The following is a 20,571-nucleotide window of genomic DNA, read 5'->3' as shown; positions in this document are numbered from 1 at the left end:
TCCCGCCACTCGCTGCCTATTTGGTTTTTCCCATCGGCAGGAAGCTGACGATCTTCTCGCCAAGCTTGATCAGGGCGACCAATCTCGGCCGCGGCACTTTCAGCATCTGCATGTACCAACGGTCGACCAGCTCGGTGAATTCCAGCATCTCCCTCAGCCGCTTGCTCGCGACCGCGCTGATGGTCGGATCATCGGCGGCATCGGAAACGCAGGCGCGCAGCGCATCGACCGCAGGGTCGATCTCGCGCTCCTTGCGGCGAGACGCGATCCGCGCCGCCACTTCCCAGATATCGGTCTCCGCCTCGTAATGATCGCGGCGGTCGCCCATGATCGGCACCCGGCGGATCAGGTTCCAGGACAGCAGCTCCTTGATGGAGTTGGAGACGTTGGACCTGGCCATGCCGAGCGTCTCGGCGATATCCTCGGCCGTCATCGGCGCCTCGGCGAGGTACAGCAGGCCGTGGATCTGGCTGACCGAGCGGTTGACGCCCCACTCGTCCCCCATGTCACCCCAGTGCAGGATGAACCGCTCGACGGCGGCCGGGAGTTTCTTCTTTTCGGTTATTTCTGTCATGACAGAAATATCTGACATTTCTGGATCGACGTCAAGCCCCTTCATCGGACCGAGCCTTCGCCAAAGCGAGCCGCGCCCTGCCCGATCGCGCCCCGGCTAAAATGTGCCTAAAACTTGTCCATTGCCGGAACCATCCGGCATCCCGCGCGTTTCGGCCCACTAGGTTAGGGATTCAAATGCCTGAAAAAAACCAACGACAGCAGCGGGATCTGTTCGAAAGCGAACGCAGTTTCCGGCTTCTGGTCGAGGGGGTCGCCGACTACGCGCTGTATATGCTCGACCCTACCGGCATCGTCACCAGCTGGAACATTGGCGCTCAACGCATCAAGGGTTATGCACCCGAGGAAATCCTGGGCCGGCACTTCTCCGCTTTTTACACCGATACCGATCGCGCCAATGGCAAGCCGACGCGCGCGTTGCGCATCGCGCGCGAAACCGGCCGCTATGAGGAGGACGGCTGGCGCGTCCGCAAGGACGGCACCTTCTTTTGGGCCAGCGTTGTCATCGACCCGATCTACGAGGACGGCAGGCTGGTCGGCTTTGCCAAGATTACCCGCGACATCTCCGAACGCCGTGAGGCCCAGCTCAAGCTCGATCAGATGCAAGCGCAGTTGGCGGAATCCCAGAAGCTGGACGCGCTCGGCCAACTGACCGGCGGCGTGGCGCACGATTTCAACAATCTCCTGATGATCGTCAGCGGCAGCCTGCATACGCTCAGGAAGGGAGTCTCCGACGATCCCAAGATGCAGCGCGCGCTAGCCGCTATCGACGGGGCGACAAAGCGCGGCGCCGCACTGACGAGCCAGCTGCTGACATTCGCCAGGCGACAAAGCGTCAATCCGCAAACGGTCGATGTCACCGAAAGAATCAAGGCGGTGCGCGATGTTCTCCACACCGGCGTCGGCGGCACGGTGACACTGCAATTCGACCTCGACCGCAGCGTCTGGCCGGTCATGGTCGATATCGCCGAACTCGAGACCGCGCTGGTCAATCTTGTGATCAACGCGCGCGACGCCATGTCCGACGGAGGCATCATCAAGGTTGCTGCCGATAACACCAGGCTGAGCGAGGAAGCCCATAGCGGCGACTATGTCGCCATCTCCGTGACGGATACCGGCACCGGCATCGCGCCTGACGTGCTGAGCAAGATATTCGATCCCTTTTTTACGACCAAACCGATCGGCAAGGGCACCGGATTGGGTCTCTCGCAGGTGCACGGTTTCGTCCATCAGGCCGGCGGAACGGTCAGGGTTGCCAGCGAACTCGGCAAGGGTACCAAGATCACGATCCTGCTGCCGCGACAGCATGGCGGCCTGGCGGTTGACGATGTCAGCGTTGCCGAATCCAGTGGAAGCGGCACCGTGCTGCTGGTCGACGACAATCCGGAAGTCGCCGCTGTCAGCACCAGCCTGCTCGAACAACTCGGCTACACCGTCCGCAGGGTAGAGAATGCCGAGGCCGCCCTGCGCGAGATCGAGCGCGACGGGATCGACCTCGTATTCACCGACATCGTGATGCCGGGCAAAATGGACGGCCTCGGCCTGGCGCGCCGCCTCAAGGCGATGCGGCCCCAGCTGCCCATTCTGCTGGCGACCGGCTATAGCGATGCCGCCTTGAACGTGCGCGGCGATTTTCCCATTCTCCGCAAGCCCTACGAGATCCATCAGTTGAGCCAGGCGATCGCAAAATTGCCGCGGTGACTGGCGGGACGCGCCGTCCGGGTTCCACCGGGATCCCGGCCGAAATGCCGGCTTCTCCGTTGTTCTCCTGACCTATTCATTAACCGCATCGCCACCTATTGGCCGATAGATTCCGGCCACGCATTCAGCTTGCCGATCAGAATGATTTGGCGCTCCCCCATCAAGGCGGAAGATGCCCGATCGACACCTCGCAAACCAAAGCGGCCTCCTGCGGCGGATCACCCCGGGGATGGTCGTGGTCTTCTTTGCGCTGGTCATGACGGCCTGCATTCTGGGCGTCGTGGTCTGGAAGGCGCTCGAGGCCAAGTCGGCCGCGCTGTCGCGCGGCTCCACCGACATCAAGAACCTCGCCCATTCCCTCGCCGAACACGCCGCACACACCATTCAGGCGGCCGACATCGCGATGGGTGGCATGGTCGACCTGCTCATGTATCAAAGCCCCCTGCCGGAGCGGTTCAACAAATACATGGCCGACACCGTGGCCGCGCTGCCGCAAATACGCGAAATCGGCGTCCTCGATACCAACGGCAATTGGCGCTACTCATCCCTGCCAGAGACTCCGCGCTACAACAATGGCGACCGGCCGTACTTCGCCTACCATCGCGACACCGCCGGCAAGGCGCTTCGTATCAGCGAAATGTTTCAATCCCGCCTTACCGGGCGACCGACCATCCTGCTCTCAAAGCGTGTCACCAAGCAGGACGGCAGCTTTGGCGGCGTGCTGACAGCCGCGATCGATAGCGATTACTTCAGCGGCTTCTACAGCGCATTCCAGCTCGGCCCCGACGGCGGAATCAGCCTGCTGCGCAATGACGGCGCCGTCCTGTCCCGCTGGCCGCTTTCGAACAGGAGTGCCGACCTTTCCAAAACGGACTTGTTTACGAAACACCTCAAGCTGAGCTCGGTCGGGTATTACAAGATCACCTCGCCGTTCGATGGCGTCGTCAAATATTTCGGATACGAGGGAACGCCGCAATATCCGCTGATCATCACGGTGGCGATGTCCGAGGACTGGCTGCTCTCAGCCTGGTCGACGGCATTGCGCACCGACGCGCTGGTGGCAACGGTCCTCCTCTGCATGATCGTCCTGCTCGCGGCATTGCTTTCGGCGCAGTTCAATTTTCGGATCAAAACCGAACGCGCGCTGCGGCAGAGCGAGTCGCATTATCGCCTGCTCGCGGACAATATCGCCGACGTCGTTATCCTGCTCAATGGCCGCGGCACGCTTCGTTATGTGTCCCACTCTGTCGAACAGATGCTGGGCGTTCGCCCGCAGGACCTCGTCGGCAAATCCTGCTTCGACATGGTTCACCCCGAGGATAAGCAAGGCCTGATGGCCGCGAGCGCGCGGCTGAACGGGTCGGGCGCCATCAGCACAGCCGAGTTCCGGACCTACCGTGCCGACGGATCGATCGTGTGGGTCGAAAGCAACTTCAAGCAGGCATCGGAACGCGACAATCCCGCCGAGGCCGAGTTTGTCGGCGTGCTGCGCGATATCACGGAACGCAAGCGGATGGAGGATGAGCTGAACCTGCTCAACCGCCGCCTGACCCAGCTCGCGGCCACCGACGGTCTGACCGGATTGACCAACCGCCGCACCTTCGATGGTTTTCTGGCGCGTCAGTACGAAGCCTGCGAAGAGATCTCGGTGCTGCTGTTCGATATCGACAACTTCAAGGGTTACAACGACACCTACGGACACCAGGCCGGCGATCGCTGCCTGCAGGCCGTCGCCCGGGCCATCGGCGATGCGACCTCGAATACATCGGGCCTCTCCGCGCGCTATGGCGGCGAGGAATTCGCCGTCGTGCTGCCGAACATTTCCGAAGACGATGCATTGAAGGTCGCCGAATCGATCCGGCTGACCGTGCGCGCCCTCGGCCTTCCCAACACCGCCGCCAACCGTGGCTTCGTCACCATCAGCGCCGGCATTGCCACCAGGACACGCGCGACGCCTGGTGAAGCAGCGTTGGTCGGAGAAGCCGACGCCGCGCTTTATGAAGCCAAGCGGCTCGGCCGCAATCGCAGCTTCGTCTATTCATCGCCGGTCCTGCGCTATGTCGAGGCCGGGTCGATCCAGCACGATCCGGAACTGGCGCCCGTCGAACGGAAGCTGGCGCATTAACGCGCGTGATTGCGGATCAAGGTCTTCGACGAGACCGTCCACATATTAGTTCTGCATATCAGCCCCGCTGCCATAGCGACCGGATTTAGCGCGTGCGCACAAATTATATGCGGCGCGCGTCAGCCTGGACCCTTCTGGTGCCACATTGATCCAGAACAATCGTTCTGCTGAAACACCACAGGTTCCGCCAATGAAAATATCAGATTTCACCTGCCCATCCTGCACATCGGCTTACGAGGTCGCTGAATCAAGTTTACCGATTGGACGGCCGGGTCGGGTTGAATGCGCGACCTGCGGCCAGCTTCTCGATATGTGGCAGGATCCCAAGCTGAGAGCCTATCGGCTGGTGATGTCGTCGGAACACAAGTACCGGCACATCGATGTGCCGCCCTCTCCGATTCGCGCGACCGCATAGACTGACACCGCATCGCGCCTGTCATCGAACGCGCGTAATCTCCGCCGGCCAGCATCGGCCATGAGGAGACGGCGAGATGACCAAACCCGAATTCATTTCCGCTGAAATCGGGACGCGGGTCACGGCACACGCGCTGCATGTTGGCGACCGCATCAATACGATCGGCTTCGAAACGGAAGCGCTCTCGGCGATCCCGCTTGCGATCAGGGTTGACACGAGCGGCGTCGCAGTTCTGTTCCGCTACGGTGTGGCGGTGCTGATCGGCCTTGCGTCGGAAGAACAAAGCCGCTTCCTGGAAACACTGAAACCCCGAATCGACGGCAAACTGGCGCGCCGTGAAGAGGAAGCCGCCATTCTCGCCTTCGCCGGTGAGGGTGAGACCGAGGATCAGGTCCTGTCCGGCGGCCCTATACAGTTGCGAGACATGTCGCCGGCAAGGCTTCTTGTCGTGGCCGACGTGCTGGCCAAGAGCGTCGTGCTGGCGCACGACGAACGCGAAGTGGCGAAGGTATTCGAGATCATCGAACCGTTTGCCAAGGAGCTGGCAGATCACGGACGAACTAGGCGTGATCGAAAAGGCGTCATGCAATTGATCGGAAGCGCCCTTCTGGTCCAGCACAGGGTATCCGGCCGCGTTGCGATCGGAGAAAAGCCTGACGCTCTGTGGGATCGTCCCGACCTCGAGCGGCTTTACGCCCGGCTTGAAGACGAATACGAGCTCAAGGAGCGCCTCGATGCCCTCAACCGGAAGCTTGCTGTGGTCGCGGAGACGGCCAACACCCTTGCCGATATCATCGACACGCGCCGAACCCTGCGCCTCGAACTCATCATCGTCGGGCTGATTGCGTTCGAAGTCATCATCACGCTGTATCAACTTTACACGGGCAAGGGTCACTGACGCCGGGCTTGGCCGGACTCCCTATCGCGGGCCCGGCCGCCACGACAGATCATCCGACCACAGATAGATCGCGATCGCGGCAAGGCACAACACGAGGCCGACCCAGAACATCGGCGAATGATGGATACACCTCCAATCGCGTTCAGTTGTTGGCGGCTTCATGGATCACCTCGTTGGCGGGTTTCGGCCAGTGGCAACTATGGCAATGAACTTGATCCGCGCCAATGTCAGATCGTCGGCAACAGCGAGAAACGCTCCCCCGGCCGCAGCAGTTTCAGCGCGTCGGGATGAGCGTCCTCTTCCCTTACCGCGTCGACCCGCGCCATCGACGGCCCGCGCCGGCACGCTGCGATCATGTCGGCAACGACGTCCGCAGGCCCTGCGAACAGCGCCTCGACGCTGCCGTCCCTGCGATTGCGTACCCAGCCCTCGACATCACGTGTCATCGCCTCGTCCGCGACCCAGGCACGGTAGCCGACGCCCTGTACCCGGCCCCGAACGGTGACGTGGCGGATCGCGCCGCTCATCTATTTCTTCAGCCCGAGAAATTCGGCGCTGCGCGCCTTCACATCGGCTTCGCGCATGGCCCGGCCGGTCAACTCAGTTGATGCGAGGCCTTTGAGGTTCTTCGGCGAGGTGCCCTCGCGCAGTGCTTTCAACGTTTCGTACACGGCCTGCGTGGCGGCGGCGAAAGGCGTGTGTCCCTGCAGCGCAATCTTCACCCGCTGACCGCTGAGAAAGGCCGCATCATCGAGTTCGCCCTGGGTATTGCCGAGCACGATCGGCAGCGTCGTCACCGCCGCAACCGCCTCGACTTCCCGGCGCGTCGTCAGCCCGGTGAAGAACAGCGCATCGACGCCGGTGGCGTTGTAGGCCTTGGCGCGCACCAGGCATTCCTCGAAGCTCGCCGCCGACGGGCCACCGCCGCGCGTTCCGGTGCGGCCCATGATGACCAGCGCGGGATCGCTGCGCCCGTCCAGCGCCGCCTTCATCTTGCCGACGCCCTCTTCGAGCGGAATCAATTGCGGCTCTGCGACGCCGAAGGCCTGCGGCAGCAGCGTGTCCTCGATGGTGAGGCCCGCAGCACCCGCGGTCTCCAGTTCCTGCACGGTCCGCCGGACATTGAGCGCATTGCCGTAACCATGGTCGGCGTCGACCAGCACCGGCAACGCCGCGGCGCGCGACATCCGGCGCATCTGTTCGGCGAGTTCGGTGAGCGTGATCAGCGTGATGTCGGGATCGCCGAGCACCGCCAGCGAGGCGACCGAGCCGCCGAACATGCCAAGTTCGAAGCCCAGGTCTTCGGCGATGCGGACGGAAACCGGATCGTAAACCGAACCCGGGCGGATGCAGGTCGATCCGTTGAGGATGGAACGCAATTTTTCACGGCGTTGGCGGAAGGCCATTGGGCTACCTCAGTTCTATCCGCCGTCATTGCGAGCGCAGCGAAGCAATCCATTCTTTCTTTATGCCGCGCTATGGATTGCTTCGCTGCGCTCGCAATGACGGTGGTTGTGTTGCCTAAGCAAACTCCAAAATCAGCGCGTCGACCGCGAGCGTGGCGCCGGCGGCGGCGTGAATCTTCTTCACGGTGCCGTCGCGCTCGGCGCGCAGCACGTTCTGCATCTTCATCGCCTCGACCACGGCCAGCGTTTCGCCGGCCTTGACCTCCTGCCCTTCGGCAACCGCGATCGACACCACGAGACCGGGCATCGGGCACAGCAGCTTCTTGCCGGTATCGGCCGCCGACGTCACCGGCATCAGCCGGGCGGCCGCCGCCTCGCTCTCGGTGAAGACGTTGACCGGAACTTCAAAGCCCTGATGCGCCAGGCGGATGCCGTTCGGGATCGCGCGCACCTGCATTGCCACATAATGGCCGTCGATGGTGCCCTGCCAGACCGGCACGCCCGGCGTCCAGTTCGAGACCAGTTGATGCGGATTGCCCGGCAGATCGTCGGCGCCGATGAAGCGCACCGTGATGCCGTCAGCCTCGCGCGCGACGTCGAGCGCGATTTCCGCGCGGTCGAGCCACACCGCACGCCGGCGCTCGCGCTGTACCGGCCGGCCGTTCAGCTGGCCGGAAATCTGCCGCTTGCGTTCGCCGATCACGTGATCGATCGCAGCCCCGACCGCCGCCAGCCGCCGCGCGATCTCGCCCTCGGGCGGCCGCGCCGCAAATCCCTTCGGGAACTCCTCGGCAATGAAGCCGGTGGACAAATTACCCTCGCGCCAGCGCGGATGGCTCATCAGCGCCGACAGGAACGGAATGTTGTGACGGATGCCGTCGATATAAAACGAATCCAGCGCCGCCGACTGCGCCTCGATCGCGGCCGCCCGCGACGGCGCATGCGTCACCAGCTTGGCGATCATCGGATCGTAATGGATCGAGATCTCGCCGCCCTCCTGCACGCCGGTGTCGTTGCGGACCGTGATGCCGTCATGGCTCGCTTCCGCGGGCGGGCGGTATTTCACCAGCCGGCCGATCGAGGGCAGGAAATTGCGGAACGGATCTTCGGCATAGACGCGCGATTCCACCGCCCAGCCGGTCAGCGTGACGTCCTTCTGCGCGATGACAAGCTTTTCGCCGGCGGCGGAGCGGATCATCTGCTCGACCAGATCGATGCCGGTGATCAGTTCGGTGACGGGGTGCTCGACCTGCAGGCGGGTATTCATTTCCAGGAAGTAGAAGCTCTTGTCCTGGCCGGCGACGAACTCCACCGTGCCGGCGGAATCATAATTCACGGCCTTGGCCAATGAGACCGCCTGCTCGCCCATCTTGCGGCGGGTGGTCTCGTCGAGCAGCGGCGACGGCGCCTCCTCGATGACCTTCTGGTTGCGGCGCTGGATCGAACATTCGCGCTCGCCGAGATAGATCACGTTGCCATGCTTGTCGCCCAGCACCTGGATCTCGATGTGGCGGGGATCGACGATGAATTTCTCGATGAAGACGCGGTCGTCGCCGAACGAGGATTTGGCCTCGGCCTTGGCCAGATTGAAGCCTTCGGCAACTTCGGATTTCGAATGCGCGATGCGCATGCCCTTGCCGCCACCGCCGGCGGACGCCTTGATCATCACGGGATAGCCGATCTCGTCGGCGATCTTCACCGCATGCTTTTCGTCCTCGATGACGCCGAGATGTCCCGGCACCGTCGAGACCTTGGCCTTGGCGGCGGCCTTCTTGGATTCGATCTTGTCGCCCATCGCGGCGATGGCGCCGGGGTTCGGACCGATGAAGACGACGCCCGCCTCGGCCAGCGCGCGCGGAAAGGATTCGCGCTCGGACAGGAAGCCGTAGCCCGGATGCACGGCCTGCGCCCCGGTCTTGCGGCAGGCCTCGACGATCTTCTCGATCACAAGGTAACTCTCGGACGCGGCCGGCGGGCCGATCAGCACCGCGTCATCGGCCATTTCGACATGGACCGCATCACGGTCGGCCTCGGAATACACGGCTACCGTTTCGATCCCCATGCGCCGCGCAGTCTTGATGACCCGGCAGGCGATCTCGCCGCGATTTGCGATCAGAATTCGTTTGAACATGTGCTTCTTGCTTGAGCTTTATTTTAAGGCTGGGGGCAGGATCCTCACCCGCAATGTGACATGCGGGGACGCGGCTAACAAACCCGTCGTACAGCAAAAATCGACCGAGGCAACGGTCCAGTTTCAAGCCGGCTTCGCAAGGCTGCCGCCGCCGGCGCCAGTCAGCCCGAATAGCTGTGAAACCGGCCGCGCGTATAGGCGTGGGACACCGCTTTCATCAGTTCGCCGACCTCGGTTTCCAGATATTCGTTGGCCACGATCAGTGCGCGGATGGTCGCGCGCATATCCCCGCCGCAGGCCGAAATGGCCTGATCCACCGCCATTTCCAGTTCGTCATTCGGCTCGGTGGCTGGCTGGGAGGAAGGGGGCATGGAGTTGATCTCGCGACGGAGCGCTATGTTCCTATTTTGTTCTCATGAAGTCAATGAATATGCGCGGCGCATGACGCGATGTCACTCGCTTGTGGATGGAGCAGCACGGCCTCGGCCATTTCCGCCGCGTCCCCGTTGCATTACATCTTGTGGATGTCCAACGACGCATTGATCGCCGCCTATTCGGCTCCGGGTCGGCACTATCACAATTTGGCGCATATCGAGGATTGCCTCGACCTATTGACGTCCGTCGATAACCTTTCCGCGGCCGAGCGTGATCTGCTCGTTCAGGTCATCTGGTGGCACGACGCGGTTTACGACCCTAAGAAATCGGACAATGAAGAACAGAGCGCCCTGCTTGCCGAGCAAGCCGTGTCATCGGATATCCGAGAGCAAGTCGGCCGGCTGATCCACCTCACAAAGTCCCACCAGGTCGCGCCCGGCGACCGCCTCGGCGCGATCCTGATTTCGATCGACCTCAGCATATTGGGGGCTGAACCAGACCGGTACGACGCCTATGCCGCGTCGATCCGGAAGGAATTTTCCCATGTTCCGGATGCCGCCTACCGGTCCGGGCGTTCCGACGTCCTCCGGCGCTTCATGGCGAGGCCCATCATCTTCCCCCACCCCGATTTTGCAACGCGATACGACCAGCGCGCCCGCGCAAATATGGCGAGAGAAATTGAGTTGCTGAAGGATGGTGACGCCTCGTAACGCTGACAGCCCTTGGTTTCCGGATGCCGGCATGTGCTAGAAGGTTCGCGCGGATACGAAAGAGATTTGAAGTGAGACACATGCGGTCACGGGTTGTTCTGATTGTTGCGCTGTTATTGGTCTCACTTTCCTCGTCCCGGACCTGGGCCGCCACGGCGACCGTCAGAGATGGCGGCACGCTTCAACTGGGCAACGTGACCTACCGGCTCGACGGGATCGACGCCCCGGCGTTCGATCAGCTCTGCATCGACGAACACGCCGACAGCTGGGCCTGCGGCATCGAGGCGCGCGATCAACTGGTCAAGCTGATCGGCGGCCGCCAGATCCGCTGCGACGATCTCGGCGTCGATCCCACCTTCAAAAAGCGACGCCTCGGCGTGTGCAAGATCGAGGGCGGCGACCCCACCAGCCTCAGCCAGTTGCTGGTCCGCCAGGGCTTCGCCCTGAATATCGACGCCTCTGCAACCGGGCGTTTCAAGACCGACGAGGCCCGCGCCAAAGACGACCGTCAGGGACTTTGGAAAGGCTGTTTCGCAGCGCCGCAAGATTTCCGCCGCGGCCAGAAGGACGGCACGCTGCTCGGCGCCGCATGCCGCGCCGACCGCGACCGCCAGATTCGCGAGGCGCTATTCCCCGAGGATTTCGTGATGCCGTCCGGCTGCAACATCAAGGGCAAGTTCGCGGTCCGCGCCCGCGTCACCGGCAATCTCGGCATCTATCATCTGCAGGCCTGCCGCAGCTATCCGGGACTGACCAATCCGGACCGGTGGTTCTGTTCCGAAGAGGACGCCCAGGCCAGCGGGTTCCGCAGAGCCTATAATTGCCGGCCCCCCGCCAAGAGCAAATGAAAGCAAATGATGCTGGCAAACCTTGCGCCTCTTGTGTGAGAGTGCCGCAAGAGGCTTGCGGGCGCGTATGACTCCTCCTGATCATTCCAACCCACTTCCTGAAGCAGCCGCTGCGGAAAGGCTGCGTCAACATCTCGAAGAAATCGCGCGCGAGCGCGACCGGGCTCATCGCGCGCTGCAGGAACGCGAGGCGGAGCTGGCGCGGATCCAGCGAATAGCCGGTGTCGGCGGCCTCGAAATCGATTTTCGCGACGGCGTCAAGAACCACCGCTCTCCGGAATACCTCCTCGTTCACGGGCTGCCGCCTGAGGCGGCCAACGAGACCTATGGGGACTGGGTCAGCCGAATCCACCCCGAAGATCGCGAGCGGACGATCAAACATCTGTTCGGCGTGCTGCGGAGCGAGAGCCAGGACTATTCGGCCGAATACCGCATCATCCGGCCGAATGACGGCGACATCAGATGGATCCGTGTCGTTGCCAAGATCGAGCGCGGCCGCGACGGTCGCGCGCTGCGCCTGGTCGGCGCCGATCTCGACGTGTCAGGTCAAATGCTGGCCCAGGAAACGCTGCGCGAAAGCGAGGAGCGCTTCCGCCTGATCGCCGACAGCGCCCCCGTCCCGATCTGGGTCACCAAGCTCGACCGCACGCGCTCTTTCGCCAACCAGGCCTATGTCGATTTCCTAGGATTGCCGTTCGAGCAGGCGATCGGGTTCGACTGGCGCAAGGTGCTGCATCCGGACGATCTGCCGCGCATCCTGCAGGAATCGGTCGCCGGCGAGGCCTCACTGAAGCCGTTCGTGCTGGAGGCCCGCTACAAGCGCGCCGACGGCGAATGGCGCTGGCTGAGGTCGGAATCCCAGCCGCGTTGGGACCCGACCGGAAACCACATCGGCTTCATCGGCGTCGCCCACGACATCACCGCCGCCAAGCAGGCCGAAAGCGATCTGCGGAGGCTGAACGAAACCCTGGAACTGCGGATCACCGAGCGGACGGCGCAACTGGAATCCAACGAAGCCCAGATGCGCGCGATTTTCGAGACCAGCCATCAGTACCAGGCGCTGCTCAATCCACATGGCGATGTGCTCTACGCCAACAAGACGGCGCTGGACGGCATTCGCGCCGACGCCGCCGACGTCATTGGCAAGCCGTTCTGGGAAACGCCGTGGTTTGGCGCCACCGAGGGTATGCCTGACGCCGTCCGCAATGCCTTCGTCGCGGTCATGGGAGGCGACGAGGTGAAGACCGAGATGCGGCTGCATCTGCCGGTCGGCGAGCGCTATTTCGACTTCGCGATGCGCCCCTTGCGCGACCAGCACGGCGCGGTCATCGGTGCGGTTCCGGAAGCCATCGATATCACCGAGCGCCGCAAGGGCGAGGAAGCGCTGCGGCAGTCGCAGAAGATGGAAGCGGTCGGCCAATTGACCGGCGGCGTCGCGCACGATTTCAACAATCTCCTGACCATCATCCGCTCGGCCACCGATTTTCTGCGCCGCCGCGACCTGCCGGATGAGCGGCGCCGGCGTTACATCGATGCGATTTCCGATACCGTGGAACGCGCCTCGAAACTGACCGCGCAATTGCTGGCGTTTGCCCGCCGGCAGCCGCTCAAGCCCCAGGTGTTCGATGTCGGCGCCCAGGTCGAAGCCGTCGCCCAGCTGGTTCGTCCGCTTGTCGGCCCCCGGATCAGGATCGAGGTCGATATTTCCGCGCCCGACTGCTTCGCGATTGCCGATATCGCGCAGTTCGAGACCGCGCTGATCAATCTCGCGGTCAACGCTCGCGACGCCATGGAGGGCGAAGGCCGGCTCGCGATCAGCGTCAGGAAGGCTCACTCCATCCCTGCCCTGCGTGCCCAGAGCGCGCGCAGCGGCGACTTCGTCGCCATCGCCATGACCGACACCGGCCTCGGTATCACCCCCGAGCACATCGAGGCGATCTTCGAACCGTTCTTCACCACCAAGGAAGTCGGCAAGGGAACCGGGCTCGGCCTCAGCCAGGCCTTCGGCTTTGCCAAGCAATCCGGCGGCGATATCGCTGTTATCAGCGAGCCCGGACAGGGCGCCACCTTCACCATCTACCTGCCGCAAGCCGCGGTGCCGACGCAGGCGGCGGAAGCCGCGGCCGCAGGCCAGGAGCCCGGCCCGCGCGGACGCGGCTACCGCGTTCTCGTGGTCGAGGACAATGACGATGTCGGACAGTTCTCCACCGAGCTGTTGGAGGACCTCGGCTACATGGTGCGCCGCGCCGACAATGCCGACACCGCGCTGGCGATCCTGGCCGAGGACGAGTTTGCCGCCGATCTGGTATTCTCCGACGTCATCATGCCCGGCATGAACGGGGTCGAGCTCGCCGGCGTCATTCGCGAACGTTATCCGGGCCTGCCTGTGGTGCTGACCAGCGGTTACAGCAACGTGCTGGCGGAAAACGCCCATCGCGGCTTCGAGCTGATCCAGAAACCCTATTCGGTCGAGTCGCTATCGCGCATCCTGCGGAAGGCGATTTCAGACGCGCGGCTGTAGCGGCAGTCGGCGGCCGTTACGCCGCATCCGCGGCCGGGCACGCGGCCAGCAGCGCGCGGATTTCCTGCGCCGGGCGCGCCGCGCTGAACAGGTATCCCTGCATCTGGGTGCAGCCCAGATTCTGCACGGTTTCGCGCTGCTGCAAGGTCTCGACGCCTTCGGCCGTCGTGATCATGTTGCGGTCGGCCGCGATGCTCACCACCGCCTTGATGATGGAGGCCGAACTCGAATTGCAGGTGACTTCCTTGACGAAGCTGCGGTCGATCTTGATCTTGTCGAACGGGAAGCGTTGCAGATATTGCAGCGAGGAATAGCCGGTTCCGAAATCGTCGAGCGCGATGTGAACCCCGAGCGCGCGCAATTGATTTAGCGCCACAAGCGCGGCGTCATCGTCCGCGATCAAGACCGCCTCGGTGATCTCAAGCTCCAGCCGGCGCGGATCGAGCCCGGTGTCGGCGAGTACGGCGGCGACCTTCAGTGACAGCGACTGCGAGCGGAACTGGACCGGCGAGACGTTGACGGCGACGCGCACATGCGCGGGCCAGGTGGTCGCTTCGGCGCAGGCGGTCCGCAGCACCCACTGTCCGATCTCCTCGATCAGGCCGGTCTCCTCGGCCACGGGAATGAAATCGGCGGGCGAAACCATGCCGCGCAGCGGATGCCGCCAGCGCAGCAGCGCTTCGCAGCCCCTGACCTCGTCGTTGCGCAAATCGACCAGCGGCTGGTAGTGCAGTTCGAACCCGCCATCGACCAGCGCCGCGCGCATATCGCTCTCGAGCTCGCGGCGATGGTTGGCCTGCTTTTCCATGGTCGGTTCGAAGAAGCGATAGGTCCGGCGGCCCGCCGCCTTCGCCGCATACATCGCCAGATCAGCGCTCTTCAGCAGCGCAAACAGATCGGAGCCGTGACGCGGCGCGACTGCGACGCCGATGCTGGCGTCGCTGGAGAGGCGATGGCCGTTGCAATCGAACGGCGTGCGCAGCCGATCGTAAATCCGCGCGACCAGAATGCTGACGTCATTATCACACGTGACGTTACGCTGAACGACGGCGAACTCATCGCCACCGAGACGGGCGATGAAGTCTTCGGGCCCGACCGACTGGCGCAGGCGATCCGCGACGCCCTTGAGGAATTCGTCGCCGATCAGATGCCCGAGCGAATCGTTGATGCGCTTGAACTCGTCGATATCGATGTAGTGGATTGCGAATTGCGCGGCTTCGGATCCTCCGAGCAGCGCCTCGGCATGGCGCTGGAACAGCGTTCGGTTCGGCAGATTGGTCAGCGCGTCGTAATGGGCGAGATGCTGGATCTTCGCCTGGACGCGCCGCCTCTCCGTCACATCTTCCAGCGTGGTCGCCCAGCCGCCATCGGGCGAGCGCTGGTAGATCAGCTGGATCGTGCGTCCGTCAGGCGTCGTCGTCTCGGTGATCCGAGCGCCGTCGTCCGTGGGGTTGAGAAATCTTGCGCAATAGGCGTCGACGTCGCCGACAAAGCTTCCCTGCTCCTGGCGATGCAGCACCAGATCGCGAAGATGGCAACCGGGCCTGGCGACATCCGGCGACATGCCGAACATGTCGATATATTGCTGGTTGCAGACGACGAGGCGGGCCGAAGCGTCGAACAACAGCAGACCCTGGGTCATGTTGTTGATGGCGGTGTCCAGATGCTGGGTCTTTTCCGACAGCTTGTACTGGGCTGCCGCATGCTGGCTGCGCAACTGGCGCACGATCAGGAAGATCATGACGACAACGACGATGATCGCGAGCGCCGCCGCGCACAGCTGCAGCTTGGTCTGCGCCCGCCAGTCGGCCAGCGCGGTCTCGGTCTTGGTGGTCGCAACGATCAGGATCGGAAAATGCATCAGCGAGCGGACCGCACCGACCTTGTCCTCATTCTGCGACGAGCTGGTGAAGCGTCCCGAGATGTTGCCGTTCAGCGCGAGCGCCCGCTGAAACGACGGCGACTTGGCGACGTTCACGCCGAGCACCTTTGGGTCTTTCGGATAGCGGGCGATGATGGTGCCGTCACGGTGAATCATCGAAATCGCGGTATCGCTGTCCAGCGCCAGCGACGCGACAAAATCCTCGAAATGCGACGGCTCGACGCCGCGGCTGGCAAAGCCGATGATCTCGCCATCGCGGCCGACGATCTTGCGCGCGAACACCGTGGTCCAGACTTTGGTGACCTTGCTGACGACCGGTTCGACGATCACGTCGGGCGTCGGCTTTCCCGACGTGAATTCCTGGAAATAGCGCCGGTCGGAAATGTTCACGTCCCCCACCGGCCACATATGGGAAGTGTTGATCAGCCAGCCCTTGGCGTTGAACAGGTTCAGCGCGCCGACATGCGGTAACGCCGCAAGCCTTGCGCGCACCATCTCATGCGCGCTCAAGGTCGACATTTTCCTTTCGAATTCGTCTGGTGTGTTGACCCCATCTGCCCGGATATAGTTGAGGACGTCGTCGTGCACATGCTGGAGATCGCTGAGCTGCTGGTCGAAATGACGCGACAGCAGCAGCGCGGTGTTGTTGAGTTCGCGCTCGGCGACTTCCAGCGCCCGCTCGCGGAATTGCAGCGCGAAATATCCGGTGCCGAGCATGATCGCGATCACCATCGCCGCGGCGCACAGAATGAGCCATTGCACCACGCCCAGGCGCATCGGGGACAGCACGCCGGCGATCGACCGCCGCAGGCTCCCCGCGATGACGCTATCCGATGCACTACCCGGCATTTTGCCTGCCCCCACGGTCGCTTTTGTACGGGAAGACAACCCAAGAGGGCGTTAGCAAAATCAGTTATTGCGGGGTTAAAGCGTGCGCCCGGATCAGGCCATTTCCGGAACTTCCAACTCTTTCAAACTGCACTCGATCAAGGCCCCGTCGATCGCGAATGCCGAGAATGGCGAAAGCTCTGTCACGACCTGCAGCGCCGCGAAGAACTGCGCATCGCCGGGGCTCTTGAGGAAGAACCGGACATGACCCGCCGACAGCGTGTCGCGCGACAACCAAACGATCCCGGAGAACAGGGCGACCATGGTCTGCGCGTATTGGCCTGCGGTAGCGACTCCGAGTTCATAGAGCGGCGAGACCACGACAAAGCGCGCGCGCAGGATCGGGGTCGGGAATTTGCTCATCATCAGGCGGCTGACCTGACAGGCCGCGTGAATCTTCTCGCCGTCCGAAAGGCAATACAGCGTCGGGTTGTCGCCATCCTTGGTCAGGGCGTCGAACGCCGCGTAGCTTCCGTTCGAAAACGTGGAAAAGTCTTCGCCGACGCTTTCAGCGTCCTTCTTCCATTGCGCCTTGATCGAACGCCAAGACTTGTCGGAGCTCATCGGCTGGAGGCGCATGATTAACCGGTGGTTAACATAGGACGTGATCACCGGTATTTTATAGGCCTCGGCTAAACGTTTGCTTACGGCCTGGGTCCGGCGGCAAATATTTGTGACGATTCGCATTTCTGCTACCTGAGAATGCACCCTACCCGCAGCGCCCCTGCCGACGTGTTCCGCGCGTCAAGCTAGCCGACGGCCCACGCCGGAAATGAGAAAGGCCGGAACGACGACAGCCGTGTCCGGCTGTCGTCGCATCTATCCTTCAGATCACCTGCGTGGGGACACAACAACCACCAGCGCCACGATCCGCCGCACCAGCGGCAATACCGCTAGCAGGGTCGGAAACGCGACCAGCCAGGATATCGCCCACGCACCCGGCCAGGTCGCGAGGAAGGCCGGCGTCGGACCCAGGCTCCTCAGTGTCGAAATCATCGACACGACAAACGTCATCAGGACGGACAACACCAAGGGCAGCACGACCGGCGCAAAGCGCGCCGGCAACTTTCGAATGGCAAACATGCTCTTCTCTTTGGAAAATCTGGTCAGTCGATCACGAGATAAAGGGCACTGCGCATCTATCCCGACCATGACGGGTGATGCGTTGCCTCACGTGAGACGCTTACGGCGCTTGATAGCGGCGCTGGACAGGTAGTTCAGGCCGCGCCATCACGACAAGAAGAATCGGGGAACTAGAGCTTACAATTATTCCAAAAGGCAACGTCAGCCGGCATCGATCAGCGCGATCCCCAGATCCGTCCTCTTCTTCCGCCGCAACCTGGCGGGGACTTCGGTCAGGACCACCTCGAGTGTCGGCCGCACCGTGCCGGCAAGCAAATGGCCGCCCCGCGTCGATCCGTCGGACAGTCCGAGCACGATGTGGACGTGAAGGCTGGCTTTGCCGTCATCGCCAACGGCGACGTCGCCGAGCGCGCTCAGGACTTCGCATTGTTCATTGACCTCGATCTTCTTGTAGGTCTTCGTTGCAAAATCGAACCAGCCGACGACGGCCTTTTCGAAGGCGCCGATCGCCGTGACGGACGCCGCCGTCATCTTTGCTTCGTTCGCAAACCGCGTCAGCGCCGCAAACGCTTCTTCGCCGGAATCCAGAATGACGACGTGGATCCGCCCACCGGGATTGTCGGAAACAAGCTGGTTTTTCATATCGATATCCTGCGTTTCGGGGCGCGGTGCATGGCCTCTCATCGGCGAGCGAGCGCCTAGGCCTTCTTGCCAGGCGGATCGCCGCCGTTATCCACGCGGCTCACCTGCTGGGCACGCGCCTTGTCCTTTGGCTGCTCCTGTCCGCGCTCGTCACGGATGATGCCCTGATCCGCACCCTCGTCTCGATCTTTGGCCCGATCCTCGGAGGGTTCAGCCTCACTCTCCGCTTCCCGCAACCGCGACTGGCCTTCTCTCACCAGCAACTCATCGCCGAGCATCTGTCCAATCACCTGCTCGGTTTGCGCCTCTGCTTTCTCTCTGAAGGTGCTCATGGCAATCTCCTTCCATGGAGAACGGCTGAAAGCAGTAATGTTTCCGGCCGAGCCAATCAAAGATCGGCATTCTGAATCGGGTTCCATCGCCACCTGAGTCGGTTCCGCCCCGGTGTAACAATGCTGTCGCAGACCAAAACTAAACGGAGGCGACCGCTATCGCCGGAATGCTTCTGATGGGGAGAGACTGATGCGCCGTACATTCGTATTGCTGTCCGCAAGTCTGATCACGCTGACCGCAAGTGCCGCGTCGGCGCAAAACGCCACGCCGCGCAATTTGATCCTGTTCGTGCCGGACGGCCTGCGCGGGCGCATCGTGACGCCGCAGACCGCGCCCGCGATGGCCGAAATCCGCGACAAGGGCGTCAATTTCAGGAATTCGCACTCGCTGTTTCCGACCTTCACGATGGCGAACAGCTCCGCCATGGCGAGCGGCCATTATCTCGGCGACACCGGCACCTTCAGCAACACGATCTATACCGGCTATTCCTCGGTGCCGGCCGGCGACACCGTCGTCCCCTTCATCGAAAACGACGCCGTGCTCGCCGACATCGACGATCATTTCCACGGCGACTACCTCAACGAGGAAACCATCCTGAAGCTGGCGCGCGCGAAAGGTTTCTCGACCGCCGCGATCGGCAAGCTCGGCCCGACCTTGCTGTTCGACCACACCGACCGCGGCAAGAACACGATCGTGATCGACGATTCCACCGGCGGCAAGAACGGCGTTTCCCTTGTCCGACGAGATGAAGGAAGCCTTGACCAAGGCCAACCTTCCGCTTGTGACGACGCCGCGCGGCGACAACAGCAAGGCCGGCGACGCCAGGACGCCGGGCACCACATCAGCCAACGTCGCGCAGCAGGCCTACATGGCCGACGTCGCCGCCAAGGTCGTGCTGCCGATGTTCAAGGCGCGCAACAAACCGTTCGTGCTGGTGTTCTGGTCGCGCGACCCCGATGGCAGCCAGCACAATACCGGCGACAGCCTCAACACCATCACGCCCGGGATCAACGGCCCGACCTCGATGGCCGGCATCAGGAATGCCGACAACAATCTGGCGCAGTTGCGCAAGGCGCTGGATGAACTCGGCCTCACCGCCTCGACCAACATCATCGTCTCCTCCGACCACGGTTTCTCGACGATCTCCAAGGAGAGCAAGACCAGCCCGTCGGCGAAGATCTCCTATGACGACACGCCCAAGGACTTCCTCCCCATGGGCTTCCTTGCGATCGACCTTGCGAAAGCGCTGAACCTGCCGCTGTTCGACCCCAACGACAAGAATGCACCGGTGGCCGGTAACGCCCACCCCAGGGCCGGCAACGGCGTGCTCGGCAAGGACCCCACCAAGCCCGATCTGGTGATCGCCACCAACGGTGGATCGGACCTGATCTATATTCCCAGCAAGGAACGCAAGCTCGCCGACCGCACCATCAAGGCGCTGCTGGAGCAAGACTATGTCAGCGGTCTCTTCGTCGATGACGAACTCGGGAACTTCCCGGGCACGTTGCCGATGTCGCAGCTCGGCCTCAAGGGCAAGGCCGTCACGCCGCATCCCCAAATCGTGGTCAATTTCCGCTCCTGGTCGTCGGGCTGCGACGAGCCGACCAATTGCTCGGTCCAGATTGCCGACACGATCCTGCGCCAGGGCCAGGGCATGCATGGCAGCTTTTCCCGCGGCGATACCCTGAACTTCACAGCGGCGATCGGGCCGGACTTCAAGTCGGGCTATGTCGACGCTCTGCCCGTCAGCAACGCCGATGTCGGTGCCACGGCGGCGAAGATCATGGGGCTAACGCAAAAGCCCAAGGGCACTCTGATCGGCCGCGTCATGACCGAAGCGATGCCCAACGGCGCGACGCCGCAGGCCTATACCGGCACCGTGACGTCGAGGCCGTCAGCGAATGGCTTGCGCACCGTGCTGAACTTCCAGCGCGTCGGCACCCAGCGCTATTTTGACGCCGCAGGCTTCCCCGGCCGCACACTGGGACTGGAAGTGGACGGCGGCAAACAGAAGACGGCGGCGAGATAGTCCGCCCTCCC

Annotated in this window: 18 protein-coding genes and 1 pseudogene; 8 read left to right on the top strand and 11 right to left on the bottom strand. The window is 62.8% G+C overall.

The features are described 5' to 3' along the window. Positions 1-16: 16 nt before the first annotated feature. A complete protein-coding gene (locus JQ611_RS31720; protein WP_212388073.1) occupies positions 17-574 on the bottom strand; it encodes a GbsR/MarR family transcriptional regulator in 558 nt (185 codons plus the stop codon). A gap of 176 nt (positions 575-750) precedes the next feature. Here JQ611_RS31720 and JQ611_RS31715 point away from each other — a divergent pair, with 176 nt between their 5' ends. The 4 genes from JQ611_RS31715 (at position 751) to JQ611_RS31700 (ending at position 5,712) form a co-directional block, all read left to right on the top strand. Then, positions 751-2,274, top strand: coding sequence for a PAS domain-containing sensor histidine kinase (locus tag JQ611_RS31715; protein WP_212467658.1), 1,524 nt, complete (start codon positions 751-753; stop codon positions 2,272-2,274). A 172-nt stretch (positions 2,275-2,446) separates the two neighbouring features. Next, on the top strand, positions 2,447-4,399 hold the full coding sequence (locus tag JQ611_RS31710; RefSeq protein WP_212388068.1) for a diguanylate cyclase domain-containing protein: 1,953 nt from the start codon (positions 2,447-2,449) through the stop codon (positions 4,397-4,399). A gap of 190 nt (positions 4,400-4,589) precedes the next feature. Then, positions 4,590-4,814 (top strand): zinc-ribbon domain-containing protein, encoded by a 225-nt coding sequence (locus JQ611_RS31705; RefSeq protein WP_212414461.1) that lies wholly within the window; start codon positions 4,590-4,592, stop codon positions 4,812-4,814. A gap of 76 nt (positions 4,815-4,890) precedes the next feature. Further along, positions 4,891-5,712 (top strand): RMD1 family protein, encoded by an 822-nt coding sequence (locus JQ611_RS31700; RefSeq protein ID WP_212414460.1) that lies wholly within the window; start codon positions 4,891-4,893, stop codon positions 5,710-5,712. 21 nt (positions 5,713-5,733) lie between these two features. On the opposite strand, the gene JQ611_RS31695 is transcribed toward JQ611_RS31700, so the two are convergent. The 5 genes from JQ611_RS31695 to JQ611_RS31675 form a co-directional block, all read right to left on the bottom strand. Further along, positions 5,734-5,874 carry a hypothetical protein gene (locus tag JQ611_RS31695; protein ID WP_212467657.1) on the bottom strand — a complete coding sequence of 47 codons (141 nt, stop codon included), beginning with the start codon at positions 5,872-5,874 and terminating at the stop codon, positions 5,734-5,736. 65 nt (positions 5,875-5,939) lie between these two features. Next, positions 5,940-6,239: an acylphosphatase gene (locus JQ611_RS31690; protein WP_212467656.1), complete on the bottom strand. Its 300-nt coding sequence runs from the start codon at positions 6,237-6,239 to the stop codon at positions 5,940-5,942. After that, positions 6,240-7,118 carry an oxaloacetate decarboxylase gene (locus JQ611_RS31685; RefSeq protein WP_212467655.1) on the bottom strand — a complete coding sequence of 293 codons (879 nt, stop codon included), beginning with the start codon at positions 7,116-7,118 and terminating at the stop codon, positions 6,240-6,242. A 115-nt stretch (positions 7,119-7,233) separates the two neighbouring features. Further along, positions 7,234-9,249, bottom strand: coding sequence for an acetyl/propionyl/methylcrotonyl-CoA carboxylase subunit alpha (locus JQ611_RS31680; RefSeq protein WP_212467654.1), 2,016 nt, complete (start codon positions 9,247-9,249; stop codon positions 7,234-7,236). 161 nt (positions 9,250-9,410) lie between these two features. Continuing rightward, a complete protein-coding gene (locus JQ611_RS31675) occupies positions 9,411-9,620 on the bottom strand; it encodes a hypothetical protein (RefSeq protein ID WP_212414455.1) in 210 nt (69 codons plus the stop codon). Between the two features lie 168 nt (positions 9,621-9,788). On the opposite strand from JQ611_RS31675, the gene JQ611_RS31670 reads away from it, so the two are divergent. From JQ611_RS31670 to JQ611_RS31660, 3 genes are all read left to right on the top strand, one after another. Next, positions 9,789-10,334 carry a phosphohydrolase gene (locus tag JQ611_RS31670; protein WP_312012296.1) on the top strand — a complete coding sequence of 182 codons (546 nt, stop codon included), beginning with the start codon at positions 9,789-9,791 and terminating at the stop codon, positions 10,332-10,334. A gap of 80 nt (positions 10,335-10,414) precedes the next feature. Further along, positions 10,415-11,182 (top strand): thermonuclease family protein, encoded by a 768-nt coding sequence (locus JQ611_RS31665; RefSeq protein ID WP_212467652.1) that lies wholly within the window; start codon positions 10,415-10,417, stop codon positions 11,180-11,182. Between the two features lie 67 nt (positions 11,183-11,249). Then, on the top strand, positions 11,250-13,703 hold the full coding sequence (locus JQ611_RS31660) for a PAS domain-containing sensor histidine kinase (RefSeq protein WP_249133611.1): 2,454 nt from the start codon (positions 11,250-11,252) through the stop codon (positions 13,701-13,703). Positions 13,704-13,719: 16 nt separating this feature from the next. Here JQ611_RS31660 and JQ611_RS31655 read toward each other — a convergent pair whose 3' ends face one another. The 5 genes from JQ611_RS31655 to JQ611_RS31635 all read right to left on the bottom strand — a co-directional run bounded on the left by JQ611_RS31655 (position 13,720) and on the right by JQ611_RS31635 (position 18,530). Then, positions 13,720-16,362 (bottom strand): EAL domain-containing protein, encoded by a 2,643-nt coding sequence (locus tag JQ611_RS31655; RefSeq protein ID WP_409411314.1) that lies wholly within the window; start codon positions 16,360-16,362, stop codon positions 13,720-13,722. Positions 16,363-16,527: 165 nt separating this feature from the next. Continuing rightward, complete coding sequence (locus JQ611_RS31650) at positions 16,528-17,037, bottom strand: hypothetical protein (RefSeq protein WP_212467649.1); 510 nt, start codon at positions 17,035-17,037, stop codon at positions 16,528-16,530. A 267-nt stretch (positions 17,038-17,304) separates the two neighbouring features. After that, complete coding sequence (locus JQ611_RS31645; protein WP_212467648.1) at positions 17,305-17,556, bottom strand: DUF2798 domain-containing protein; 252 nt, start codon at positions 17,554-17,556, stop codon at positions 17,305-17,307. 201 nt (positions 17,557-17,757) lie between these two features. Then, complete coding sequence (locus tag JQ611_RS31640) at positions 17,758-18,198, bottom strand: PPC domain-containing DNA-binding protein (RefSeq protein ID WP_212467647.1); 441 nt, start codon at positions 18,196-18,198, stop codon at positions 17,758-17,760. A gap of 56 nt (positions 18,199-18,254) precedes the next feature. Next, positions 18,255-18,530 carry a hypothetical protein gene (locus JQ611_RS31635; RefSeq protein ID WP_212467646.1) on the bottom strand — a complete coding sequence of 92 codons (276 nt, stop codon included), beginning with the start codon at positions 18,528-18,530 and terminating at the stop codon, positions 18,255-18,257. Between the two features lie 190 nt (positions 18,531-18,720). On the opposite strand from JQ611_RS31635, the pseudogene JQ611_RS31630 reads away from it, so the two are divergent. Further along, positions 18,721-20,560, top strand: a pseudogene (locus JQ611_RS31630) (alkaline phosphatase family protein). The last annotated feature ends 11 nt before the right edge of the window (positions 20,561-20,571 follow it).

Origin of the sequence: Bradyrhizobium sp. AUGA SZCCT0182, assembly GCF_018130185.1 — a bacterium.
In the GTDB taxonomy this organism is placed as follows: domain Bacteria; phylum Pseudomonadota; class Alphaproteobacteria; order Rhizobiales; family Xanthobacteraceae; genus Bradyrhizobium.
The sequence above is the reverse complement of the archived record's forward strand: the minus strand, read 5'-3'. Positions and strand labels throughout refer to the sequence as shown.